Here is a 25,767-nt window from a genome sequence, read left to right as displayed (position 1 = left end):
CTAATTATAAGGCATACCTATCACTGTACCCTGTAACTTTGTTAATACCAAGACCAATGAATACTACGGGAAGCAAAATTATGAACGGCTATAGTATAGTACAAGGACCCCAGCTTCAGGAATTGTTGCATCAGGAAACACTGGCGGATATCTTCAGACAATCTGTTAAAGAGCATGCTCATCACACTGCTCTGATCTTTCAACATCAGTCCCTCACCTACGCTGAAATGGACCACTGGAGCGATGCAGTGGCTGCCATGTTGCAGGCACGCGGCATAGGCCCCGGCAGCGTGGTAGGCGTATGGTGGCCCCGCGGACTGGAACTGCATGCGGCCATCCTGGGCATTGTAAAGGCTGGCGCAGCCTATGTGCCACTGGACCGCGAAATGCCCGCCGAAAGAGTGGAAGGCGTGCTTACCGAAGTAAAGGCCGCCGCCTGCTTCAGTGAAGAATCGCTGCACCTGGACGCGGCCATCCTCTCCGTTCCGCCGGTACCGGACATAACGGAAACCTTTACGCTCACGGCCGGCCCCTCACCCGACAATATCGCCTACGTATTATATACCTCCGGCAGCACCGGCAAACCCAAAGGCATCCCCATCTCGCACCGCCAGATATGCCACCTGGTAAGAGCGGAACAGACCGTTCTGAAAATTACCCCGCACGACAAAGTATACCAGGGCTTCTCTGTATCTTTTGATATGTGGTGCGAAGAAACATGGGTCAGCTACTTCGCCGGCGCCACCCTCTGGGTAGCCGATGCCACCACTGCCAAAGCCATCGATGAACTCGGCAGTGTGCTGCGCGATGAAAAAATCACCATCCTCCATGCCGTCCCCAGCCTGCTGGCCGTCATGGAAGACGATATACCCACTCTCCGCCTGATCAATGCCGGCGGAGAAGCCTGTACGCCACAGGTGCTGGCCCGGTGGGGCGCCCCTCCCAGGACGTTCTACAACAGCTACGGCCCTACGGAAACAACGGTCAGCGCCACCTTTGCGGCCCTCAAACCCGGCGACGCCATTACCATCGGTCATCCCCTGCCCAATTACAATATGGCGGTGGTAGACGATAAACTCAATATTCTCCCCCTCGGAGAAAGAGGTGAACTGGTGATCACCGGCCCCGGCGTGGGCAACGGCTACATCGACCGCCCCGAGCTCACCCGCGAAAAATTCGTTCCCAAGCCGGCGTCCATGGACATGGTCCCCGGCGATACGGTTTACCGCACCGGCGACGCGGCCATCATTCTCCCCGATGGCAATATCGACTTCCAGGGCCGCCTCGACGACCAGATAAAACTGCGCGGCTACCGTATCGAGCTCGGCGAAATAGAAAACCGCCTCAATGCTATCATCGGCGTGATATCCGCTGCCGTAGCGGTGAAAAAAGACAACAACGAACAAGACCAGCTGGTAGGATATGTGGTGATGGAAAACACGCAGGCTTTCGATGAAAGCTTCTTCCGCGCGGAACTGGCAAAAGTACTGCCTCCTTACATGGTGCCCGGCACTATCCTCGAACTGGACGACATGCCACGCCTCCCCAGTGGAAAAATCAACCGTAAGGCGCTGCCACTGCCACCGGCTTTCACACAGCCCGTCACACACGAAGCGATAGATACCAGCGCACCGCTGCAAGACAGGGTGCTGGCCATTCTCACCAAAGTGTTCCCTGACAGGAACATTAACCTGCAACAGGACTTTTTCACCGACCTTGGCGGGCACTCCCTGCTGGCCGCCGCTTTCGTGTCCCGCTTACGCCGCGAAGCCAATGTGCCGCAGGCGTCGCTGAAAGATATTTATATACACCGGCCGCTCCAGGCGCTCGTAGATACCTGGAACGTACAGCCGCAAAACAGTAAGAAAAAGGAACGCAGCTTTAATGAAGTGCCCTGGTGGCGCCACCTCGCCTGCTGGGCAGCACAGAGCGTTTCCCTGCTGGTGATCTTCGGCCTGTTTGCCATGCAGATATTCCTGCCTTACCTGGGATACTACTACATTGAACAGGAAACCAGTCACCTGGGATACGCCATCATTACGGCACTGTGCATGTTCTGCCTGCTACCTCCCGTTTTCTCCGCACTGATCATCATCATCAAATGGCTGATCATCGGCAAAATGAAAGCAGGCGACTACCCGCTGTGGGGACAATACTATTTCCGCTGGTGGCTGGTGAAAACCATGCAACGCCTCATGCCTTCCCAGTTCCTTAACGGCACGCCGCTGTATCCTACTTACCTGCGGATGCTTGGCGTGAAAATCGCCGCTGACGCACAGCTGGCAGCCGTCACCATCGGCGCGGAAGACCTGGTGACCATCGGCAGCGATGTCAGCATCAGCTCCCAGGCGGTTATCAATAATGCCTGGGTAGAAGACGGCTGGCTCAAACTACGTTCCGTACATCTCGATGACCACGCCTATATCGGCAGCAGCGCTGTCATCGCCGGCGACACCGTCATGGAACCATGGAGCGAACTGCAGGACCTCAGCTACCTGCCCGCCAACAGCCGCATCGGTACCTGTGAAGTATGGTATGGCAGCCCCGCGCAACTGAAAGTGAAAAAAGAAATGAGCGAAATGCCGCAGCCACTGCCGGTATCGGCAGCTACCCGCAGGAAATACAGCCTTATCTTTTCACTGTTCCTGCTGGTATTCCCTTTCACCATCCTGCTGCCACTGCTGCCCACCATCATCACGCTCAACCAGCTCGATAACGCCGCGCCGGATTATAATTTCAACTATATGGTCATCACACCATCACTGGCATTGAGTTATATTATCCTCTTCACCGCGCAGACCGTTGTCCTCAGCCGCCTGTTGCAATGGGGCATCAAACCCGGCACCTACCCTATCTACAGCCTGTTTTATGTACGCAAATGGTTTGCCGACCAGCTGATGTCACTCACGCTGATCGTTATCCATCCTATCTTTGCAACAGTATATATCTCCAGCCTGTTCCGCGCGCTGGGCGCCCGTATCGGTAAAAACACGGAAGTGTCTACCGCAAGCAGCGTTACCCACCCGCTGCTCGAAATCGGCAATGGCGCCTTCATCGCTGATGCCGTTACCCTCGGCGAATCCGATGTACGCGGACAACAACTGATCCTCGAAAAAACAATCATACACGATACCAGCTTCGTCGGTAACAGCGCACTGATCCCGCAGGGATATGTATTGCCGCCCAACATGCTGATCGGCGTATTGTCCACACCGCCCACAAAAGAACAGCTGGCCAACAGCACCGCGCGCGACTGGTTCGGCTCTCCCGCCATCGCACTGCCACGCCGCCAGGAAAGCCGTTTCTTTCCACCAGAACTGACCACCAACCCATCTCCCCAACGGAGAATGGCCAGAGGCCTGGCAGAATTTATCCGTATCCTTATACCGGAAACAATGGTCATCTGTTGCAGTATCCTCTTCATCGCCTACGGGCATGACCTGGTAACTGAACAAGCCTGGTGGCAGATATTACTTAAACTGCCTTTCTACTATCTATTTTTCCTCGGTATGCCGGCATTCCTTTTCACCGTCATGATGAAATGGATACTGACAGGTAAATACCACGCTATACAGAATCCCATGTGGACGTCTAAAGTGTGGCGCAGCGAAGGCACCACTTCCACCTATGAAGCGCTGTCTGTGCCGTTCCTGCTCGACTTCCTCCGGGGTACGCCATGGCTGCCGGTTTTACTGCGCCTGCTGGGCGTAAAAACAGGCTACCGCGTATGGCTCAACACCACCGACATCACGGAATTTGATATGGTGGAAATAGGCACCGACGCTGCCCTCAATGAAGACAGCGGGCCACAGACCCACCTGTTTGAAGACCGTGTCATGAAAATCGGCCCCATCAAAATCGGCGACCGCGCCAGCATCGGGGCACGTACCATTATCCTCTATGACAGCGAAATCGGTGATGATGTAAATATCGCGCCACTGTCGCTCGTCATGAAAGGAGAAAAACTGCAGCCCCACACCGACTGGACCGGCAGCCCTATCAGACCGGAATAATCCGACGCTATGATAACGATTACGCCCATACGCATAAAAGATCATTACGAGCTCCTTTCAGCAATGCTGAAGGAGCTCCATTTGTCTGAACTGGAATTTTTCCCGAAAACAGCCGCCTGGGAAGATATTCAGGCGGACTATATGCAACACGTCATTTCCACACAGGAAGAAAATGACGGTACCTGCCTGCTCGCTGCGAAAGACGGCGAACCGGCAGGCTTTATTTTCGCTTATGTAGAAGAACCGGACGAAAGCCGCATTGAAGATTATACCGGCAACACCCTCTATGTCTCTGATGGTTATGTGGCACCCGCCTTCCGCCGCATGGGTATCTACCGGCAGCTCAACGACGCGCTGGAAGCCATCTACATCCAAAAAGGCGTCCGGAGAATAGTGCGTTATACACTCAGCAATAACCTGCGGATGCAACAGTTCCTGGCATCTCAGCAGTATGAACCCGTGAGGCTGGTGTATGAAAAATGGCTTACGCCGGATGGAAAAGAAGCGATCAAATTATTTTAGGGATTTTTAAAGCCCCTACATATCAATAGCGTGGTCTTTCTGAACAGGCTTTCCCTTCCAAACTTTCTGTGCCGTCCACTCCGCAGCAGGAGCGCTCCAGTAAGGGTCATGCGCCGGCAATCCCAAATCCAGGAAACCGGTGGTGCATAGATAAAGGCTGCCGGTAGAAGTATATACATCGGCTATCTCCGGCTGATGACCACAGAAACCGATCTGTAGCCAGCCGTTTTTATCAAAAGTATCCGGCGCTTCAAAAATTCGTTTATTCACCGCCGTTAGTGCGCAACGTACCTGTGCCGGCTGCAGTTCTGCCGGCAATTTCCTTTCAAGGGCCAGTTGTGCCAGCGCCTGGAAAGCACCGTTGCGGTAGGGCATCGAGCGGCCTACTACCGGAAAGGTCCCTTCCGGTGAAATCTGCCTTTCGAGGATAGCCCCGTAGCGTTGCATCCGCTTCAGGGCCAGCTCATATTGTTCTTTACCGCCTTCGCCTTTCTCCGTCAGTACTTTAAGTACATCTACCAGCATCGGCTGTATCACAAAAGAATTGTAATAGTCGTAGTGGAAATGAGGACCATCGCCGTACATACTGTCTCCTTTGTACCACTCCATGATTTTCTCAATGGCAAAGTCCACCGGCTTGCGGTCCCACCCGCCGTCGAACCGCAGCAAAGCAATTTCAATCATCGCGGCAAACAGCACCCAGTTATTGGTGCTAAAGGCTTTGATGCTGCGCAGGTTTTTCAGGGCGTCCACCGTTTGCTGTTTCGTACGGTCAGACAATGGCTGCCACACCTGTTCCGGCGCGCGTATCAGGCCATGTGCCAGAAAGGCGCCGTCTACCAGCGGCTGCGCATCAAACTGCCCGGTAAAATTCATAAAGTCCGGAGAGGAAGGATCTACTGCCTGCGCCATCGCTTTGTGGGTAAGCTCCAGCATTTCAATCCGTTTGCTGCCTTCCATGGTATTGTCCCATCCCAGTTCCAGCCATGGCGCCAGGCCGGCCAGTGTTCTGCCGAAGGCTTCCAGGTAAGTCACTTTACGTACCGGTTTGCTGTAATGCGGCGCTACTTCGGCAGGCATATTGGCCACCAGTTTCCCTTTACTGAGATGCTCTATAACGGGACGGCTTATACGTAGTAACAGGTCCAGATTATAGGCACGGTCATTCACGGGCGGTGGTGCCGCTATATCTGCCAGCATGCTTTTATCTGTCTTCAGCGAACCGGCTATACCGGCCATCGGCACAGCCTTGAGAAAAAAACGTCTGTCCAAGGTGTCAGTTATTTAGCCCACTGCTTGTAACGCAGTAGAGCTTCCACAAAATAATAGTCGGCGTAGGTAAGCGGTACGTCCACCTCAGACTGGTGAGGCAGGGAACCTACGCTATGCATCAAAATAAAATCGTTGTTCTCTCCTTCTTTGGCCAGGTACGCCGGGCTGCAAAGACTGGTGAGCATTTTCTCTGCGGCGTTCCAGTAACGTTTGCCTTCTGTTTTGTTGGTGTAGCGGCTCAGTTCCAGTAAGGCGGAAGCGGCTACGGCGCCGGCGGAAACATCACGCGGTGCATTCGGAATATCCGGTGCGTCATAATCCCAGTAAGGGATCAGGTCGGCCGGCATATGCGGATGGTTCAGGATATATTCAGCAATATGACGGGCCTGGTCCAGATATGCTTTGTCTTTGGTTTCACGGTACATCATGGTATAGCCATACAGCCCCCAGGCCTGACCGCGTGACCAGGCAGAACTGTCTGCCAGTCCCTGGTGTGTTTTCTTTTGCAATACAGCGCCGGTGGCAGGATCATAATCAATAACGTGATAGGAACTGTAGTCCGGACGGAAATGATTTTTCATCGTGGTGTTGGCATGCGTGCGGGCTATCTTGTCAAACTGAGGATCGCCCGATTCGCGGGTGGCCCATGTCAGCAATTCGAGGTTCATCATATTGTCGATGATCACCGGGAATTTCCAGGTGCCGTGGTCCCATGATTTGATGCAGCCTACCGTAGGGTTAAAGCGGGTGGACAAAGACCGGGCGCTGTTAAGCAAAATACGTTTATACGCTGTATCGCCGGTAATGCGCAGGGCGTTGCCGAAAGGGCAATACATCATAAATCCGAGATCGTGCGTGCGGGTGTTGAATTCGTTCTTCTGACAGAGCGCCATCCGTTTAAGGGCTTCTGTTTTAAAAGCCGGGTCTTTCGTGTATTCGTACAGGAACCACGTAGTGCCGGGATAAAATCCGGATGTCCACCAACCGGCGTTGGAAGTCATCAGGCTGCCGTCTTTATTAGTGCTGCGGGGCAGCACGGTGTCCGGCACATGGTGCATCATCAGTTTATATTGTCTGGCGGCAAACTGCAGTGTTTCATCGGCTTTGCGAAGCAATGCCTGGTTGGCTTTACCAGACTGTGCATACGATTGCATAAACATCGCAGGCAACAGCAGCAGGGTAAAGAACAGGTTCTTTTTCATAATAAGTTAGTTATAGGTTGACTTATTTCTTTTTCGAGGCGGCCTTTGTATTGGCGGCACTGGATTCTCTGGCTATCAGCTGAATAGGAATGATCTCCTGGGAATAGCGCGGGGTACCGGTCTGACGGCTGGTGACCAGTTCCATCAGCGCTGCTACCACCCGCTCGCCCATCATGGCCGCGTATTGGTCTATGCTAGTGATAGGCGGTGTAACGATTTCGGTCCTGGGGTCATTGGAGTAACCTACTATCTTCAGGTCTTCCGGCACCCGCAGGTTGATTTTGCGACAGTACTCCATGATCGTAATGGCAGTAGTATCATTAGACGCGAAAATGCCATCGGGATAAGGCTTCTGCGCGAAAATTTTTTCGCAGGCCTGCCATGCATTGTCGCGCGTAAGCTCCTGGTAAAAAACCCTGGTTTTACGGAAAGGCAGTTTATGCTGCTGCAAAGCGCTTTTGTATCCTGCTACCCGCTCCAGGTAAAGGTTACAGGTTAGCGGCCCGGAGATATGCACAATGTCTTTACATCCTCTTTCAATCAGGTGACTGGTAGCGGTAAACCCTCCCAGGTAATCATCTCCCTTGATCACTTTTACGTTGTAATCTTTGGGCACGCGGTCAAAAAATACCAGCGGGATATTGTTGTCTTTAAAAACATCAAAATGGGAGAAGTCGGTGGTATACAGCGTAGTGCTGACTACCAGGCCGTCTACCCGGGCGGAATACAGCGTATTGACCAGGGCTACTTCCTGGTCATAGGAGTCGTTGGACTGGCAGATGATCAGGTTGTAGCCGTGTTCCTGTAATTTATTCTGGATAATGGTACTGATGGCAGCGGGAAAAAACATGGAGATACGCGGAATGATCAGGCCAATGGTTTTGCTTTTGTTGTTGCGTAAACCGGCAGCCAGCGCGTTAGGGCGGTAGCCCAGTTTGCGGGCCATCTTTTTAACCCTGTCTTTCGTACGTGCGCTGATGTTAGGATTGTCGTTCAGGGCGCGGGATACAGTAGATACCGATAACTTCAGTTCTTCTGCGATATCAACGATTGTTTTTTCTGTACGTTTGCTCATGTATTAGCCATTAACGGTAAATATTAGTTATCTGCCCATCCAGCCGCCGTCTACTGTGAGTATGGTACCATGTACATAATCAGCAGCTTTGGAAGCGAGGAAAATAACGGGCCCCGCAAAGTCTTCCGGTTCACCCCAGCGTCCTGCCGGTATCCGGTCCAGTATGGAGGTACTGCGTTTTTCATCCGCCCTCAGGGCAGCCGTGTTGTCGGTGGCGATATAGCCCGGAGCGATCGCATTGACGTTCACGCCCCTGCCGGCCCATTCGTTGGCGAACGCTTTCACCAGTGAGCCTACCGCCCCTTTGCTGGCGGCATATCCCGGCACATTGATCCCACCCTGGAAGGTGAGCAATGAGGCTGTAAAGATAATCTTTCCGGCGCCTCTTTCAATCATCCCCTTACCGATTTCACGGGTAAGGATAAACTGGGCATTCAGGTTGATGTTGATCACCTCGTCCCAGTACTCGTCCGGATGCTCTGCTGCCGGTTTCCGGAGAATAGTGCCGGCATTGTTGACAAGGATGTCAATAGTCTTTACATCCTGCTGTAACCGGCGAATAAAGGCATACAATGACTCGCGGTTGGAGAAGTCGCTCTGGTAGGCTTTAAAACTGCGGCCCAGCGCTGTCACCTCTTTCTCCACTTCGCTGCCCTGCAATTCCAGGGAGGCTGATACGCCAATGATGTCCGCGCCGGCAGAGGCCAGCGCCACCGCCATCGCTTTTCCGATACCTCGCTTACAACCGGTAACGAGCGCGGTTTTTCCTTTCAATTGAAACAGGTCCATATGTCAACTTTATTGAATCGTTACTTTAAGTGGTTCTCTAACGCGTTGTGAAAATGCTTCCAGATATTTAAACCATTCTTCGGCATTCGTAATCCGTCCGCCTTTGTTCCAGGCGGCGCCGAAATAATACACGTACGGCTGCTGGCTGTGGGCTATTCCGGGACTCAGTAAATGCACGTTATCTGTTTTCATGCCGGGCACGGAAGCAGGGAAAACACAGCCTATTCCAAGGGTGCCGTCTTCACCATGTTGTGGCTCCCAATAACCCATTACGCCATTCTTCTCGTCCAGCAGCACGGCACCGGGGTCTTTCCGTTTTACGATGCCTGTCACCACCGGCAGCTGATCGCCTTTGAAGGTGTATTGCACCTGCATTTTGTTCAACTGGGAACCGGCGTCCAGGGAGATGGTTTTGGTAACGGAAACGGGTATATTACCGGCCTGCCATGTATCGTAGGTGAGTACAAAAACGGTGCGGAGCGGACCGTTGTCCAGCCGCTTCCATTGACGGTAATTCTTCGGGAAATAGATAGTATCCTTACCATAAGGCGCGATATCACCGGCGCCCAGCGTAAGTCCTACACTGTAATAATCAAGCCCCTGGCCGTTATCATGGTGGTAGTTGTCCAGCTTGTACCAGGTGTCGATCACCATATCAGTGGTACGCTTGGCCCATACATCAATACCGTAAGCCATTTCCTTGGGCGTTTTTTCCAGTGCGGGGCCATACATGCGGTAGGCCATCCGGTCATTTTCCCAGGCATAGTCATCTTTCCTTTCCGGTACAAAACGGCCATAGGCTTTTGGTGTTACCGCTGCGGGCGTGCCTGCCTTCACCGCCAGCTGACGGCTGCCGGCGGGCGTTACGCTCACCTGCAGTAATACGGCTTTCGGCGTTTTACCGCCATCGTATATCAACTGGTAAGGAACTTCCTGGTCGGACAACAGGTCCATCACTTTGAAAGATTTGCGTGTGTCCTTATTAAGTTTCGCTGTAAACTGATCGTAAGGAATCTCTACGATCTCACCCTCGCGGTTCAGGCCCGTAGGGTTGGTAATGGCGATATCACCGGGGCTGTTCTGCTGAAGATTATATTTGATCAGTTCAGCGCCGGCTAACAGGAAAGCACCTACGCCATATACTTCCGAATCATCGGCAGTGGCTTTGCCGGGGGCAGCCGCCACTACCTGCACAAAGCCCAGTTTACCGTCCGGCTGCACGCAGTCTGTCAGCGCCTGCCATCCTTTGTGGATAACGGGCAGGAAGTCTTTCTCCGGTAAAATACCATTGTTTACGCCCCACATGAGCGCATACACGTAGAAGCCGGTACCGCTGGTTTCTTTGGAAGGATAGCTGTCAGGGTCCAGCAAGCTGGCATGCCAGGTGCCATCGGCTGTTTGCAGTGCAGCAATACGGTAAGCCATTTTTTTGAACAGCTCCACGAAACGTGCCCTGTTAGCGTAGTTTGCGGGCATATTGTCCAGCAGGCGGGCCAGGCCGCCCATCACCCAGCCGTTGCCACGGCTCCAGAACACTTTGGCGCCGTTTTTCTCTTTCTGGTCAAAGTAGCGGGCATCACGGTAGTACAGGCTGTCGTTTTTGTCGAACAGGAAGTCGGTGGTTTTCCACCACAATTTATCAGCGGTCTCCAGGTAACGCGGGTCACCGGTGGCCGCAGAGAGATAACCTAACGCTGGCGGGCCCATAAACAGGGCGTCGCACCAGGCCCACTCCCGGTGATGGATACCGTTCTTCCAGTCCAGCGGCTCGGTATGAGGCGCAGCTACAATACTGTCTGCCAGCTTCCTGAATTTATCAATCATCACAGGGTCCTTATAATACGGGTACAGCTGGGCGTAGAGCTGACCGATACAGTACTCATCCGCGAAAAAACGGTCAGGCCCTGTATTCCAGTTATTGTCTTTTCCTACCTGTATCAACCGCTGTATAAAAAACGGATTGTCGGTCACCTGGCTGAGGGCCATCATGCCGGCGTACATGGCGCCGTTGGTCCAGTTGGTTTGTGGATTGGCCCAACCTTTCCGTTCGATGGACTGCCATTGCCAGTTGGCCACTCTCTCCATGTAAGCACGGATAAACTGCGCCGACAATGCATTGAGCGAAGGCGCCACAATAGCCGTTTGCTGCGGAACAGCCCCCGCATCCGGCCCGAAGTGCAGGGCCGACAGGCCCAGCAGGCTTCCTGCAATGATGTTTTTCATTTTCATGATAAATATGATGATCGGGTTTTAGCGTAATTCAGTGATCTTGCAATGGTCCATATCGCCATAATCCAGGTTCTCTCCGGCCATACCCCAGATAAAGGTGTAGTTGCTGGTACCGGCGCCGGAATGCACGGACCAGGGCGGAGAAATCACGGCCTGTTCGTTCTGCATCCAGATATGGCGCGTCTCCTGTGGCTGCCCCATAAAGTGGCAAACGGACTGGCCTTCCGGTACTTCAAAATAGAAATATACCTCCATTCGCCTGTCATGGGTATGCGCTGGCATCGTGTTCCATACGCTGCCGGGTTTCAGCTCGGTCATGCCCATTTGCAGCTGGCAGGTTTCCAGTACGGAATTTACCAGCAGCTTGTTGATGGTACGATGGTTAGATGTTTCCAGTGCGCCCAGCGTCACTACTTCCGCTTCATTCCTGGATACCTTACGGGTAGGATAGCTGTGATGCGCGGGGGTGGAGTTGAGATAGAATTTCGCCGGCTGTGCAACGTCTTTACTGTGGAAGACCACCTTTTGTTTGCCTTTCCCTACATACAATGCTTCTTTGAAGCCGATCTCAAATTGTTCTCCGTCCACTTCCACCATGCCCGCACCGCCAACATTGATCATTCCCAGTTCTCTGCGCTCCAGGAAATACGCGGCTTTCAGCAGATCAATCGTTTGCAGTTCAAGGCCGCCTTTCACCGGCATGGCGCCGGCTGTCAGGTACCGGTCGTAATGCGTGTGTACCCATGAAATCTGGTCTGCCTCAAAAATTTTTTCTATCAGAAATGCCTTTCTCAGCGCTTCGGTATCCATGCTTTTCACCTCTGAAGGGCTGCTGGCATACCTTGATTCATACTGTGTGCTCATATCGTTGGTTATCTTTTTTATTTACAGATAGTTTGATGTTTCTTATTGGTGGATACCCGCCGGTTGTTTCAGGAAGACATACACGGTCCGGCTGTAGCGCGTCATGTAGGATGACGGCATGCACTAACGTGGATTGCCTTGCTGAATGCTTTTGTTCACTGTTTTGAAGCAAATAGGCAGTATGCTTCACCGTATTTGTTTTCCGGCGCACCGCTCCGCTTCTAGCTTCACTACTTTGTTAAACTTCTCTTCCATTCAATTCCTTTCACATCTCTGTACCGTTATTCAACAGCCCCGCTTCGCTACCATTGACCCCGATGAGATACTGAAGGGCCCCTGATGCTGCTTGTACTACAGAATCCTGTACGTTCGGGTTGTTGATACCGTCCGCCACTTTTTTGTTCAAACATATTTTTCAGGAGTGGCCCTCCCGCGAAGTCCAACCAGGACCACTTTTTCTTTAAGACTTCATCTAAAGTAATGCAAACGTTTGCAAAATACAAAGCTTTTATGGAAAGATAGTAAAAATTTAATTGTATAAATGACAATTATACTATCCTATTCCTTTGTTCTGCCCTGTTTTCAGGACATACGCAGCATTTTTACATTAAAAAAGTCATAATATTATTTGCCAGGGCTAGTGCCGGCGTTTGATAGCAAAATCAACACTGTATTTATCTTTTAACGCCTGTCCTTTGGCTTTGAGCGTGATGCGGTACACGGCGTTGCCCCACACCGGCGACAACCGGCCATCATCATCGACGGCCTGTCGCTCCGCCACGGCTTCAAAACGGAAAACATCATACGCGATTTCCATGGTGGCAAAGTCTTCTGTCAACAATACCTTTCCCGGTGTTTTGGTATCCGGAGGCAGACAGGTTATAAAATGGAGCTGGTAAGGCGCTTTCCAGGATTGCAGCTCATAGGCCTCGGTCAGCTTCAACCGGGAATCTGCCGGCGTAAAAGTGAAAGTACGCTTCAAACTCTTTACCATGGCCGATTCAGGATAGGCTGCGGCAATGTCCATATCCAATATCTTCGTGCTGCCTTTGTCTGAGAAAGATACCTCCTTCGCCTGAAACCTGCGTCCATCCTGTTGTTGCACACCATTCACCGTTGGACAGTTATGCCATTGTGATTGCATATACCACAACTGGTACCGGTCTTTGCTGAAAGTCTGTTTGGTATAAGTGCCCACGCCAACGTCTATGATGGCAGGCTGGCCGTCCATATACAGCACAAAATTACCGATATCGTTATGGTTATGGCTTTCGGCGTTATGGCCGCCTTTAGCAGCAAAAAACAGTCCCCGTGAGCTGCCCTGCACGGAGCGAAGAGACAGCACCTGCAAGTCGGGCAACCAGTTTATACCGGTAAAAGGTGCGGCCGGCGTGGTGCTCAGAAAAGACTTACGTCCTTCCAGATCATATATAAATGTCAGCAGGGAATTGGTTTTGATGCGGTTGGTATCCGGATTGGCCAGCCGGTACAGATAGGCAGCAAACTCCTTCATCTGCTGGTCTTTGAAAATTTCGCCATACAGGAATACGGTATGTGGCGGCGGGATGGTGCTGGCGGAGGCGTCAGCGAAGTTCACAAACCGGCTGCTGTCGATATGCATCTTGTAGATATAGGCGCCGATACGATGTATGAGTTCATTTTTACTGAGGTCCGCCTTGCCGGCGGAAGCCCAACGCATCCAGTTCACAAACTCTATCAGTTTGCCGCCGGCATGTCCCCAATAACTGGGGCCTTCATCACAGCCACCATCTTCGGGATATCCGTTCAGGAAAAAATCAGCGCTGCGAATAGCCTTCTCTATCACTTTATTACGTGTATTCCTCTCGTTTACAGCAAGCAGGGCTGTCTGCAGAATATTGGTATTGATCCAGATATTCCAGTTGTTCATCGGTTTGCCATTAAAGCCCATCCACCAGAAATCAGTCCGCTCCAGGAACGGGACAACAATACGCCGGTTCAGCTCATAGTCGATCCGTTTGCTGATCATAGGCGAATACTTATCCAGCTTTCTGTCCATCAGGAACTGCGCCCAGCTGATGGTGGCCGCCGTTTCCCCGGCAAAGAGGTCAATGATCTGTTCAGCAGGATCTGCCAGGCCGTTGCCGGCTTTCTGGGCCCCGATATGTGCCGGCAATACCCAGGTGCTTTCCTCGAGGATAGCCCACAAGCCATTTGCGATCTGTGGGATGTACTTTCCATTGCCGCCGGCTAGTTCACCCGCCACCAGCACTGACAATACCTTGCGCCGCTCGAACTGCGCATTTTCGAAATTGACCCGGTTCCCGTTGTCGCGGTATTCCAGGTACAAAGATGCCGGTAAGGCGGGCCAGGTGAAGCTCATCGCCTTATCAGCATCCGCCAGCATGCGCTCGCGGGTCACTGCCGGTAGTTGTTGTATCACTTCCAGAATGTGATTGCGCTGGTTCTCCCGCCAGCTCATATTGCTGAAGGCGGAACTGCCATCCGCCGCTTTCCAGGCGGTATACAGGTAGTCCCTTGGCGCCGGCTGGGCAAACAGCTGAAAACTACAACATACTAAGATCAACAACAGTGAAATGCGCATACAACAATTATTTCGGGTAAGATATAAAATATGCTGCATGTTTTCCATCAGATCACAGGATGATCACAACAGGACAAGCTGGTATGCCATCAAAAACATATCAGGTTATGATTAAAAAACATCAGTGTAAAACAGGTAATTTTTTAAGGTTCAACAGGCCCGCGGGAAATGATAAATCATTCGTAACTTGCTACCATCAAACGTTACAGCGTGTCAGGCAAATAGTCAAAATCTTATCAAGGATTAATATTATAGTATTAACAGCCGGTAACGTTATTTACTACTTTAGCTTTTATGAACACTTACTTACAAATTCATCCGAATGATAATGTGCTGGTGGCCCTCCAAGATATCCCCGCCGGTACCAATATATCATTTAACGGCCAAGACATACAGCTTCAGCAAAATATCTCTGCGAAACATAAATTCCTGATCAACGATATTGACGGCAATGCGCCTATTACCATGTACGGTGTACTGGTAGGAAAATCCACCCGTCCGCTGAAAAAAGGGGAAAGCATCACTACAGATAATGTCGTACACGATGCCAATGCCTTCCACGAAAAAGACGGCGCCATGCAGTGGCAGGCGCCCGATATCAGCAAATGGAAAAATGCCACGTTCATGGGCTACCAGCGCGAAGACGGACAGGTGGGCACCCGCAACTACTGGCTCGTTATTCCACTGGTATTCTGTGAAAACAGGAATGTGAGCGTGATTAAAACAGCTTTTGAAAAAGGGTTAGGATTTGCGCCGGCAGAGGTTTACAATGAACAGGTGCAGGACCTCGTTACCCTCTATAAAAGCGGCAACATAGAAGCGGTAAAACAATACGAAGCAGGCAATATAACGGCAACGGATAAACGTAATGTTATATTTCCCAATATCGACGGTATCAAGTTTCTCACCCATGAAGGTGGTTGCGGCGGTACCCGTCAGGATTCGGACGCATTATGCGCCCTGCTGGCCGGCTACATCCACCACTCCAACGTGGCGGGGGCAACCATCCTCAGCCTGGGCTGTCAGCATGCACAGGTGTCTATTCTCCAGGAAGCCCTGAAAAAACTGAATCCTCAGTTCAATAAACCCGTACTGGTGTATGAACAACAAAAAAGCGCTTCTGAATTCGCCATGCTGTCAGCCGCCATCAAGGATACCTTCCTGGCACTGATTGAAGCGAACAAACAGTCGCGCCAACCCAGCCCGCTGTCCAAACTGGTCATAGGCCTGGAATGCGGCGGCTCCGACGGTTTCTCCGGTATCTCTGCCAACCCCGCAGTAGGTCATACCTCCGATCTGTTGGTTGCATTGGGCGGTACTTCCATCCTCTCTGAGTTCCCGGAACTCTGCGGCGTGGAACAGGAACTGATCAACCGTTGCGTCACAGAAGAAATTTCTGATAAGTTCATCCGGATCATGCGCGCTTATGAAAACCAGGCCCAGTCAGTGGGTTCCGGTTTTTATATGAACCCGTCCCCGGGCAATATCAAAGACGGCCTTATCACTGACGCGATCAAATCTGCCGGCGCTGCTAAAAAAGGCGGCACCTCTCCGGTGACTGACGTGCTCGACTATACGGAATACGTTACCAAACCAGGCCTGAACCTGTTATGCACACCGGGCAACGACGTAGAGTCCACCTCTGCGGAAGTAGGCTCCGGCGCCAACATCGTACTGTTTACCACCGGCCTCGGCACGCCTACCGGCAACCCGATCGCTCCCGTGGTGAAACTGGCCACCAACACCAAACTGGCCACCCGCATGAAAGATATCATCGATATCAATACCGGCACTATCATCAGCGGAGAACACAGCATCGCCGAAATGGGCGAACAGATCCTCGATTACGTCATCAAAGCGGCCAGCGGCGAAATACATACCAAAGCCGAACAACTGAACCAGGATGACTTCATTCCGTGGAAAAGAGGCGTTTCGTTATAGTTCCCAGGGCTGAAGCCCTGGGCTACGTTTAGACCAATCAGCAAAGGCTGACTTTACTAATGCACTTATTTCTGAGAATGTCATCATAAAAAAGGCCGTCTGAATCTTTCAGACGGCCTTCCTTTTTTATTGGAGTTTAGTTGTGTAAAAACGAGCTCACCATTCTCACTTCATCTCTATTCATCAAAAGCACCAACAAATCGTAGCCCAGGGCTTCAGCCCTGGGACTCCAGGCATTTATAGCTTCACCTGTTCCATTTTCGGGGCAAAGAAATGCATCACTGTCCATGCCAGCAAATAAGCCACGCCACACATCACAAAAAGGATGTTGTAGCCGATGCCGATATTGCCCAGCACTTTATAATGCTCCAGCATAGCGCCTATTACGATGGGGAACAGCGTACCGCCGATAGAGCCGGCCATACCGCCGATGCCTACCACAGAGCTTACAGCACGTTTAGGGAACATGTCTGAAGCGGTGGTGAAGATGGTGGCAGACCAGGCCTGGTGGGCTGCGGTAGCAAGACTGATAAGCGCTATCGCCAGCCATACATTGTTGATATACTGTATCAATACGATCGGTGCCACACACAATGCGAATATGAGCATCGATACCTTACGGGCTTTAAAAATAGGCCATCCGCTTTTTATCAGGTGAGATGATAACCATCCGCCACCGATGCTGCCGAAGCTGGTCACCGAATAGATGATGATAATAGGCAGCCCCAGATTGGCTTTCAGGTTAACGTGAAAGATAGATTCCAGGTATCCTGGCAGCCAGAAAAGGAAAAACCACCATACCGGGTCGGTGAGCAGTTTGCCAAACACAAAAGCCCAGGTTTGCCTGATGCCCAACAATCTTCCCCATTTCACCGGTTGCGGTGCTGCTTCTTCCACTTCCTGGTCAGAATGAATATGATCGAATTCCGCTTTGCCTACTCTTTTCTGACGGGCAGGCACTTCATAATAAATCCACCATAATACCAGCCAGATGAAACCAATGGCACCGGTCCAGAAGAAAGCATGGCGCCAGCCATGGTTACGGGCCAGCCAGTATACCATCACCGGTCCTACCACTGCGGCAATATTAGATCCGCTGTTAAAGATACCGGTAGCAAGGGCCCTTTCTTTTTTGGGAAACCATTCCGCAGTAGCTTTGATCGCCGCCGGGAAATTGCCCGCTTCACTCACGCCCAGGATAGAACGTACTATACCAAAACCCATGGTGGAGCGTACCAGCGAATGCGCCATGGCAGAAAGGCTCCACACGATGATAGAAATGCTGTATCCGTTTTTGGACCCCATTTTATCTACCAATCGCCCAAAAAACAATAAACCAACGGAATAGGCCGCAGAGAAGATCATGACCAGGTTGCTATAATCCTGTTCAGTCCAGTTGAATTCACTGGAAAGGTCACTTTTCAGTAAACCCAGCACCTGCCTGTCAATATAGTTAATCGTGGTAGCTACAAAGAGAAGTGCGCACACACGCCAGCGATAGTTACCTAAAGTTGTGGAATTCATTACGGCTGATTTGGAAATTTATAAGTTGGCTTTAATTTACGCCTTGTCACTGAGAAATGCAAACGTTTGCACTATTTTCTCTTTCAGCGATGCCCAATCACGACTGTCAATCAGGGATTTAGCAAGCAAATTGCTGCCCATGCCCACACAAACAACACCGGCATCAAACCAGGCGTCCATACTCACACGGGTAGGCTCCACACCACCGGTAGGCATAAATTTCAGATTCGGGAACAGCGGCTTGATAGCTTTTACATAAGCCGGGCCCAACACGTTGCCGGGAAACAGTTTCACCAGCTTCGCCTCATTTTTTTCCGCCACGGAAATTTCGGTAGGCGTCATACAGCCCGGTATCCACAGGACCTGCTGTGAACGGCAGTAAGCGCCGGTTTCCGGATCGGTGACGGGGCATACTATGAAATCAGCGCCCAGCTGCGTATAGGCGGCGGCGGCGGCGGCATCTTTGATGGTGCCGATACCCAGGTACAAATCAGGCATCTTAGCCCGCTTCAGCTCCAGCAACCGGGAGAAATTCTGCTGCGCCTGCGCTCCCCTGCTGGTAAATTCAAATACGCGGAGGCCTCCGTCATAACAAGCCTGCAGTACTTCACAACACACATCGGCATCGTCATGATAAAATACTGGAATAATACCGCTCTGCTCAAATGCAGCAATAATGGTTTCCGGGCGTGGTGCCATAATTACATCAGTTTTATAATGTCCTCGTAAGAGGTCGTGTTAAAATCTCCTTTTACAAAAAACTTGGAATAAGCGGCGGCGGCGGCATAGGAAATAATACCCTGATCATCCCTTCCTTCCAGCTGGGCATGGATAAGTCCCGCCATAAAACAATCCCCGCTGCCCACACGGTCCACTACTTCCCGCGTTTCATATTCCCTTGAAATACTAATCTGCCCGTTATGGTAATAGAAAGTGTAATACTGCGCATGCGTGGCGTCCTTACTGAACCGGAAAGTAAAAGCCACTCTTTTACAACGTGTATACTTTCCCGTTATCTCTTCTGCTACCTGCTGTGCCTGCGCCAGGTATGCCGCTTTGGTATCTGCTTCCAGCGCTGCGGTGTCCAGTGCGGTGTCCAGCATGGTATGAGCAGCCCAGATATTCCCCATCACTACGTCACAATAAGCTACCAGCTCAGGCATCACTTCATGCGGCTGCTTTCCGTATTGCCATAATTTGCTGCGGTAGTTAAGATCGGTGGATATAGTCATTCCCTTACGGGTGGCGGCTTCCAGCACCTCTTTACAGATAACCGCCGCGTCCGGGTTCAACGCGGGACTGATAGCGCTCCAGTGAAACCATTCGGCATCGCCCAGCAGTTCGTCCCAGTTAACTGTTCCAGGCACTATCTGGCTGAAAGAAGAATATTTACGGTCATATACCACCTCTGCATGTTTCAGGTCACTGCCCTGTGCGAGATAATAAATACCGATACGGTCGCCTCCCCATAACATACGGTCGGTAGCAATGCCCCTGTGGTTCAGCTGACGCAGCACTTCCCGGGAAAAACCGTTTTCCGGCACCTTGCTGATATAGGCCACCGGCGTGCCCCAACATCCCAATGCGGCGGCCACGTTAGCTTCTGCGCCACCGACAAAAATAGCGGAACTGTTGTTGCCCAGGTCGGGTGACAGGCGCAGCAACAGCTCCCCGAAAGTGATAACTTTTACAGCTTTCATCTAAAAATCAAAATATGCTTTTGCGTTGTAGTAACAAATATCCTGGACCATTTTCCCTAACCATGGAATGTCGTTGGGGAGTTCACCGTTTTCCACATCACGACCAATGAGATTGCACAAAATACGACGAAAATATTCATGACGGGGAAAAGATAGGAAACTCCTGGAATCTGTCAGCATACCTACAAAACGGCTCAGCAGCCCCATATTGCTCAGGGTATTGATTTGTTTCTCCATCCCGTCTTTCTGGTCGAGGAACCACCAGCCGGACCCGAACTGGATCTTGCCTGGAACGGTACCATCCTGGAAGTTGCCGGCCATGGTGGCAAACACTTCATTCCAGGCGGGATTGAGATTATAGACAACAGTCTTTGCCAGTTTGTTTTTCTTATCCAGTGCGTCGAAGAAGGCGCTCATGGCGGAGGCCATGCTCCAGTCACCGATGGAGTCCACACCGGCGTCTGCGCCTAACTGCTGCAGTAACCGGGAATTGTTGTTACGGATAGCCCCTGCATGGAATTGCTGCGCCCAGCCCCGCTCGTGGTTCCATTCACAGATTTGCAGCAGCATAGCGGTTTTAAACTGCTCACTCTCATAGGGAGTGGCAGCCTGATGGTCGCGGGCATTGAGGAAAATAGTGTCCAGCTCTTTCTGTGTATACGGAGCAAAACTGAAAGTGGTGATGCCATGGTCGCTTAACCGGCCGCCTGCTTCATGAAAATAGGTATGACGCTGTTGCAGCGCCGCTACCAGGTCCTGATAGGAACGGATCTCGTGGTTGGTGACCTCCGCCAGTTTATCCACAAAGGCATTGAATGCTGCCGGACTGTCTACTGCCATCGCTTTATCGGGCCGGAAGGTAGGCAGCACACGGGTGCCGAAAGGCCTGTTGGCCAAGGCTTTATGATGTTCCAGTGAATCTGTGGGGTCATCGGTGGTGCATACTACTTCCACTTTAAAATGTTGCAGCAACTGCTGCGTGGAAAGCTGTGGCAGCCTGGCATTACCGGCTTCCCATACCTTTTCGGCAGTGGCTTCGCTCAACAGATCGGTGATGCCGAAAGGATTTTTCAGCTCCATATGCGACCAGTGGTACAGCGGATTACGCATGGTATAGGGCGTGGTAGCTGCCCAGTGACGGAATTTGGTAAAGTCGTCCGCACTGCCGGTGATGTACGTCTCCGCCACACCGTTGGCCCGCATGGCGCGCCACTTGTAGTGATCGCCGCGCAGCCATATGTCGGTCATGTTTTTGAAGACCTTGTTCTGCGCAATTTCGTCAGGAGGCAGATGATTGTGATAATCAATCACCGGCATTGATTGCGCATAATCAAAATATAATCGTTTAGCCGTTTCTGTTTGCAATAAAAAATCTTCCGTCAGAAATCCCTTCATATACTAATGATTAATTTTTTTGTTGCTGGAGTTGCATAAAGTGTTTCACACCATTGGCCATCAGTGCTTCGAGGTAACCCGCTACTGTTTCGGCAAACTGCGGAATAGTAGCCAGATCAGGCCCCCAGAGCCTTTCATCGGCACATACGCTTTCTGCCAGTTGCAATGGAGAAGAATATGCTTCCCAATGTGCGGCAAAAATGGCGATGTTATCATCGGTGATCTGGTACTCTTCGTCGCCCCGTTTACCAAAGTACTTACCGTCTTCCACACGGACTGGCTTCAGGAACAACAGCATCGCGGCAAAACCGAGGCACATGAATTCAGGCAGCGTCTTAAACTGATCAAAATACCGGGTCAGGGTGCGTACGTTGCGCGCATTCATCTTCGAGCTTTCCTGGAAGGTGATGCTGATGAGCTTATGTGCAATGAACGGGTTCGCGAAACGGTCCAGCACGTCCTGTGCAAAGCTGGCCGCCTGCGGACAGGTTTGTTCGATGGTAGGCAATATCTCCCGCAACACTACTTCCTGGAAGAAATGACGCATATAGTCGTCCTGCATGCATTCATATACAGTGTTGAGGCCAGAAAGGTATGCCAGTGGCACCGCCGCGGTGTGACTGCCATTGAGCAGGCGCAACTTCTGTTCCCGGAAAGGCACGATGCTGGGAGTGATCAGCATCCGTTCGTCTGCCTGATGGAAACCCAGTACTGACTGTACGTGGGCGTCTCCTTCAATTGCCCATAGCAGGAAAGGTTCTACTTCGATCCACAGTTTATCGGTATAGCCAGCTTTCTCCTCCTGTTCTGCCAGGTTGCGGGGTTTGCCTGGCACAATCCTGTCCACCAGCGAGTTACAGAATTGGTTCTCTGTTTCAATCCATTGCACAAAAGCAGCCGGCATATCGTTATAAGCCGCCAGCTTTAATACGATTTCTTTTAATAAACGTCCATTGTCCACGACCAGTTCAGTAGGTACTATGACAAAGCCTGTATTGCTGCTGCCACGGAAGTATTCGTACCGCGCTTTCAGCACTGCCAGCAGTTTGCCCGGAAAAGATGACGGGGCGCTGTCCCCGATTTTCTCCGGGACATATTGTATGCCCACTTCCGTGGTGTTGGAGATGATGGTTTGTAAGCCCGGCTGCCGTACTGCCGCCAACACTTCACCCCAATCTGCATTCGATTGCAAAACCCGGCTAATAGAAGAATTGATCAGCACCTGGTCAACCAGTTCTCCCTGCGCAATACCTTTGATATGCGTGGTGTAGAGGTTGTCCTGGCTGGAGAATTCGCTGGTATCGCCATCCGTGGATTTCACGACCACAACACGGCCTTCATAGCAGCCGCTGCGGTTGCCCTGGTCCACCAGGTAATCTACCAACCCACGTAGTAATACGCCGGTACCAAACTGTAATATCTTTTCCGGGAAATGAAAGATTTTTTCATCAACGCCGGAATTTGTCTGATTTAATATATACTCTTTGTTTAATATGTGTAGCATCTCTTCTAAATTAGGCTAAATAGATACTTAATCCAATAAATATATAATCTTGCTATTACAAATTATAGTGTGTGGACAAATATTAGCCAAAACTGGGTAAAATGCTATCAAGCCCATAAGCAGCCTCAATGGGCGCATTAATTCTATCAATAGGCGGTTGCCCGGAAAATCAGTAATTTTGCATCCTTAAACTATAAAAAATGAGCAAGCATGGTAAAGTGCTGGTGGCCATGAGCGGCGGTATCGACAGTACCGTTACAGCGCTGATGTTGCATGAGCAGGGCTATGAAGTGGTGGGTATCACCATGAAAACCTGGGATTATGCTTCTGCCGGTTCCAGTAAGAAGGAAACCGGCTGCTGTAACCTCGACTCGTTCAATGATGCCCGCGCTGCCGCGGTGCATCACGGATTTCCGCACTTCGTGCTGGATATCCGCGATGAATTCGGGGACTTTGTCATCAATAACTTCGTAGACGAATATATTGCCGGTCGCACCCCTAATCCGTGCGTACTGTGCAATACACATATCAAATGGCGCGCCCTCATGAAACGGGCCGATGCCATGGACTGTGATTTTATTGCCACCGGACACTACGGTCAGATCCGGCGCCACGACAACGGCCGCATGGTTATCAGCAAAGGAATCGACGAAACAAAAGATCAGAGCTACGTATTGTGGGGCATCCAACAGGATGTGCTCGCCCGCACCATCCTCCCCCTCGGGAAGTACCGGAAAACGGAAATCAGGCAGATGGCCTTCGACTTCGGTTACCCCGAACTGGCCAAAAAAGCAGAAAGCTATGAGATCTGCTTCGTGCCCGACAACGACTATCGCGGGTTCCTCAAACGGAAAGTAGAAGGACTGGAAGAAAGAGTCAACGGCGGCAACTTTGTGCTGGCTGATGGCACCATCGTGGGTAAACATAAAGGTTATCCCTTCTACACCATCGGACAACGGAAGGGCCTCGATATTGCCCTCGGACGCCCGGTATTCGTAACGGAAATCATCCCGGAAACAAATACTATCGTACTCGGTAACGAAGACGAACTGCAGAAAAATGAAATGTTCGTGAGCGGCCTCAACATGGGCAAGTATGAAACTATCCCTGAAGGCATGGAAGCCATCACTAAAATCCGCTACAAAGATCCAGGCGCTCTGAGCGTCCTGCACAATGAAGACGGTAAAGTGAAAGTCAACTTCTTTGAACACGTAAAAGGTATCGCACCCGGACAATCAGCCGTCTTCTATGAAGGCGACGACGTAATCGGTGGTGGCATCATCCAGCGCGGACCGATTTCATTGCACCAATAATCTTATACACAATAAACATACAAGGGCGGGAACCATCCCGCCCTTTTTTTGTATTTTAGAAAGACAACCATCTAATTGTATGCATCCGTTACCCAACGTATTTCCACAACTGTACACCTCACGCCTGGACCTTGTAGAGCTGCAGCCCTGGCATGCCGCCGATCTGCTGGAACTCTTCAGCGATCCCCTGGTTACGCAATACTACCACGTCATGCCCTTGAAAACAGAACTGGACGCGGAAAGGGTCATTTCCTATTTCTATCACCGCTACAAAGACCAGCTGGGCATCAGATGGGGCATCACCCTTCAGGGACAGTCAAAACTCATCGGCACCATCGGCTTCAACAGCTTTCCACAACTGCACCGCGGCGTGATCGTCTACGCCCTCGCACATGCCTACTGGGGCCAGGGATACATGACAGAAGCCATCCTGGAACTGGTACGCTACGGCTTCCGTGAACTGGAGCTCAGCCGCATCGAAGCGGAAGTAATGCCCGCCAATGTTTCCTCCGAAAGAGTACTGATAAAAAACGGCTTCCACCAGGAAGGCACACTCAAAAAATGGATGGAATGGGAAGGGAGATTGTTTGATATTAATATGTGGGCTTTAGTGAGAGAGTAGGTTGACAAAAAATTTATTGTCAAATTTTTTAACAATAAATTTTTTGTCAACCATTTAAGAAAACCTTACCGCAAACATCGTGTCCGCACCCTTGCCATATCCGGCAATTACGCCACCCTCCTGCTTCCGCAGTTCGCTGGTCTCCTCAATATATTTCACCACTTCTTCATTCTCCTGCCGGAACACGGAACAGGTAATATAAATCAATGAACCGCCCTTTTTCAGGAACGGTATAACGTTATGGGCTATACGTTTTTGTAACTGCTGGTATTGGGTGATCTCTTCGCGTTTGAAGAAGCTGACGCTTTCCGGTGTACGTCCCCAGGTGCCGGAACCGCTGCACGGCGCATCGAGGATGATACCGTCGAACCGCTGCTGCCCCATTGTTTCAGGGAAACGATCGGCGGTGAGGTCAGCCACGCGCGCTTCATAGTTTTTGATACCGGCGGCAGTAAAACGTTGCTGCAGGTTTTCGAGAATGGAACGCCGCACATCGCTGACCAGCAATTGTACATTGGGCTGCTGGTCTTTCAGCAAGATGGATTTACCGCCGCTGGCGGCGCAGCAGTCCCACCAACGCTGGTTAGGCGCCGGATGGAATAAAGTGCCGGTCTGCTGACTGGAAGCGTCCTGTACTTCGTACCAGCTTTTCTCGGTCAGCAGCGTTTCTACTTTAGTACCATTAGGCAAGGCCACAGTAGCGTTGTTTTCAAAAACTTCATAGGGCACGGCAGCTTCCTGCAGCAGCTTCAATACCTTGTCCATACGGCCGTTCCGCACACGGATAAACAGCCGCGGCTGTTGCAAAAACGACATCCCGAAAGCTTCCGCGTCAATAGCGGGGGACAGTTCGTCCAGGAAAGGAAAAATACGTGTAGCCGGTACCGGTAAGTCCAGCAATGCGGCTTTATCTGCCAGTGGCAAAGTTACCTTTTCATCCCATTCGGGCCTGAGTGCTTTCAGCAGGTCTGTAGAAGCAGTTTCGCACAGGAAAGTGCCTGCGATCAAACGTTCTGCTGTGCTCAGTTCCCGGCCCCAGTCACCTAAACGGTAATAGTGATATACCAGCTGTGAAATCCAGCGCCGGTCGCGGCTGCCCATGTAAGGGTGTTCCTTGAAAAAAGCTTTCAGGAAATGATGTAATGGCAGGCTGCCCTGATAGGCGCCAATAATTTTGGTAGCAGAGGCTACATAATTCTCCCAACGGGTCATATACAA

At 51.3% G+C, this 25,767-nt stretch carries 19 protein-coding genes; 5 read left to right on the top strand and 14 right to left on the bottom strand.

Features of this window, described 5'->3' with window-relative positions:
- Positions 1-56 precede the first annotated feature (56 nt).
- Together ACTJJS_RS20155 and ACTJJS_RS20150 are read left to right on the top strand one after the other, a co-directional pair.
- A complete protein-coding gene (locus tag ACTJJS_RS20155; RefSeq protein WP_440665011.1) occupies positions 57-4,013 on the top strand; it encodes a Pls/PosA family non-ribosomal peptide synthetase in 3,957 nt (1,318 codons plus the stop codon).
- Positions 4,014-4,022: 9 nt separating this feature from the next.
- The gene (locus ACTJJS_RS20150) at positions 4,023-4,535 is read left to right on the top strand and encodes a GNAT family N-acetyltransferase (RefSeq protein ID WP_168869907.1); all 513 of its coding nucleotides are present in this window, start codon (positions 4,023-4,025) and stop codon (positions 4,533-4,535) included.
- Positions 4,536-4,550: 15 nt separating this feature from the next.
- Here ACTJJS_RS20150 and ACTJJS_RS20145 read toward each other — a convergent pair whose 3' ends face one another.
- The 8 genes from ACTJJS_RS20145 to ACTJJS_RS20110 all read right to left on the bottom strand — a co-directional run bounded on the left by ACTJJS_RS20145 (position 4,551) and on the right by ACTJJS_RS20110 (position 14,550).
- Entirely contained in the window at positions 4,551-5,807 is a 1,257-nt protein-coding gene (locus ACTJJS_RS20145) for a DUF2264 domain-containing protein (protein WP_440665010.1), read from the bottom strand.
- Positions 5,808-5,815: 8 nt separating this feature from the next.
- The gene (locus ACTJJS_RS20140) at positions 5,816-7,009 is read right to left on the bottom strand and encodes a glucuronyl hydrolase (protein WP_440665009.1); all 1,194 of its coding nucleotides are present in this window, start codon (positions 7,007-7,009) and stop codon (positions 5,816-5,818) included.
- Positions 7,010-7,031: 22 nt separating this feature from the next.
- A complete protein-coding gene (locus tag ACTJJS_RS20135; RefSeq protein ID WP_440665008.1) occupies positions 7,032-8,084 on the bottom strand; it encodes a LacI family DNA-binding transcriptional regulator in 1,053 nt (350 codons plus the stop codon).
- A gap of 27 nt (positions 8,085-8,111) precedes the next feature.
- Positions 8,112-8,873, bottom strand: coding sequence for an SDR family oxidoreductase (locus ACTJJS_RS20130; protein WP_440665007.1), 762 nt, complete (start codon positions 8,871-8,873; stop codon positions 8,112-8,114).
- Positions 8,874-8,882: 9 nt separating this feature from the next.
- Entirely contained in the window at positions 8,883-11,102 is a 2,220-nt protein-coding gene (locus ACTJJS_RS20125) for a DUF4861 family protein (protein WP_440665006.1), read from the bottom strand.
- 21 nt (positions 11,103-11,123) lie between these two features.
- Positions 11,124-11,966 (bottom strand): 5-dehydro-4-deoxy-D-glucuronate isomerase, encoded by an 843-nt coding sequence (gene kduI, locus ACTJJS_RS20120; protein WP_440665005.1) that lies wholly within the window; start codon positions 11,964-11,966, stop codon positions 11,124-11,126.
- Between the two features lie 265 nt (positions 11,967-12,231).
- Entirely contained in the window at positions 12,232-12,372 is a 141-nt protein-coding gene (locus ACTJJS_RS20115; protein WP_440665004.1) for a hypothetical protein, read from the bottom strand.
- A 231-nt stretch (positions 12,373-12,603) separates the two neighbouring features.
- The gene (locus tag ACTJJS_RS20110; protein ID WP_440665003.1) at positions 12,604-14,550 is read right to left on the bottom strand and encodes a heparinase II/III domain-containing protein; all 1,947 of its coding nucleotides are present in this window, start codon (positions 14,548-14,550) and stop codon (positions 12,604-12,606) included.
- 294 nt (positions 14,551-14,844) lie between these two features.
- Here ACTJJS_RS20110 and ACTJJS_RS20105 point away from each other — a divergent pair, with 294 nt between their 5' ends.
- Positions 14,845-16,491 (top strand): UxaA family hydrolase, encoded by a 1,647-nt coding sequence (locus ACTJJS_RS20105; RefSeq protein ID WP_440665002.1) that lies wholly within the window; start codon positions 14,845-14,847, stop codon positions 16,489-16,491.
- A gap of 237 nt (positions 16,492-16,728) precedes the next feature.
- On the opposite strand, the gene ACTJJS_RS20100 is transcribed toward ACTJJS_RS20105, so the two are convergent.
- From ACTJJS_RS20100 to ACTJJS_RS20080, 5 genes are read right to left on the bottom strand one after another with little or no spacing between them, the layout of a single operon-like run.
- A complete protein-coding gene (locus ACTJJS_RS20100) occupies positions 16,729-18,015 on the bottom strand; it encodes an MFS transporter (RefSeq protein ID WP_168869916.1) in 1,287 nt (428 codons plus the stop codon).
- 36 nt (positions 18,016-18,051) lie between these two features.
- Positions 18,052-18,714 carry a bifunctional 4-hydroxy-2-oxoglutarate aldolase/2-dehydro-3-deoxy-phosphogluconate aldolase gene (locus tag ACTJJS_RS20095; protein WP_168869917.1) on the bottom strand — a complete coding sequence of 221 codons (663 nt, stop codon included), beginning with the start codon at positions 18,712-18,714 and terminating at the stop codon, positions 18,052-18,054.
- Positions 18,715-18,716: 2 nt separating this feature from the next.
- Positions 18,717-19,715: a PfkB family carbohydrate kinase gene (locus ACTJJS_RS20090; RefSeq protein WP_440665001.1), complete on the bottom strand. Its 999-nt coding sequence runs from the start codon at positions 19,713-19,715 to the stop codon at positions 18,717-18,719.
- Entirely contained in the window at positions 19,716-21,110 is a 1,395-nt protein-coding gene (gene uxaC / locus ACTJJS_RS20085; RefSeq protein WP_440665000.1) for a glucuronate isomerase, read from the bottom strand. It lies immediately after the preceding gene.
- A 10-nt stretch (positions 21,111-21,120) separates the two neighbouring features.
- A complete protein-coding gene (locus tag ACTJJS_RS20080; RefSeq protein ID WP_440664999.1) occupies positions 21,121-22,614 on the bottom strand; it encodes a tagaturonate reductase in 1,494 nt (497 codons plus the stop codon).
- A 200-nt stretch (positions 22,615-22,814) separates the two neighbouring features.
- Here ACTJJS_RS20080 and mnmA point away from each other — a divergent pair, with 200 nt between their 5' ends.
- Positions 22,815-23,927, top strand: coding sequence for a tRNA 2-thiouridine(34) synthase MnmA (gene mnmA / locus ACTJJS_RS20075; RefSeq protein ID WP_168869921.1), 1,113 nt, complete (start codon positions 22,815-22,817; stop codon positions 23,925-23,927).
- Positions 23,928-24,006: 79 nt separating this feature from the next.
- Positions 24,007-24,549, top strand: coding sequence for a GNAT family N-acetyltransferase (locus ACTJJS_RS20070; RefSeq protein ID WP_168869922.1), 543 nt, complete (start codon positions 24,007-24,009; stop codon positions 24,547-24,549).
- A gap of 54 nt (positions 24,550-24,603) precedes the next feature.
- On the opposite strand, the gene ACTJJS_RS20065 is transcribed toward ACTJJS_RS20070, so the two are convergent.
- Positions 24,604-25,761 carry an Fmu (Sun) domain-containing protein gene (locus ACTJJS_RS20065; RefSeq protein WP_440664998.1) on the bottom strand — a complete coding sequence of 386 codons (1,158 nt, stop codon included), beginning with the start codon at positions 25,759-25,761 and terminating at the stop codon, positions 24,604-24,606.
- Between the last annotated feature and the right edge of the window lie 6 nt (positions 25,762-25,767).

This window comes from Chitinophaga sp. 22308 (assembly GCF_052045305.1).
Classification (GTDB): Bacteria; Bacteroidota; Bacteroidia; order Chitinophagales; family Chitinophagaceae; genus Chitinophaga; species Chitinophaga varians_A.
The sequence above is the reverse complement of the archived record's forward strand: the minus strand, read 5'-3'. Positions and strand labels throughout refer to the sequence as shown.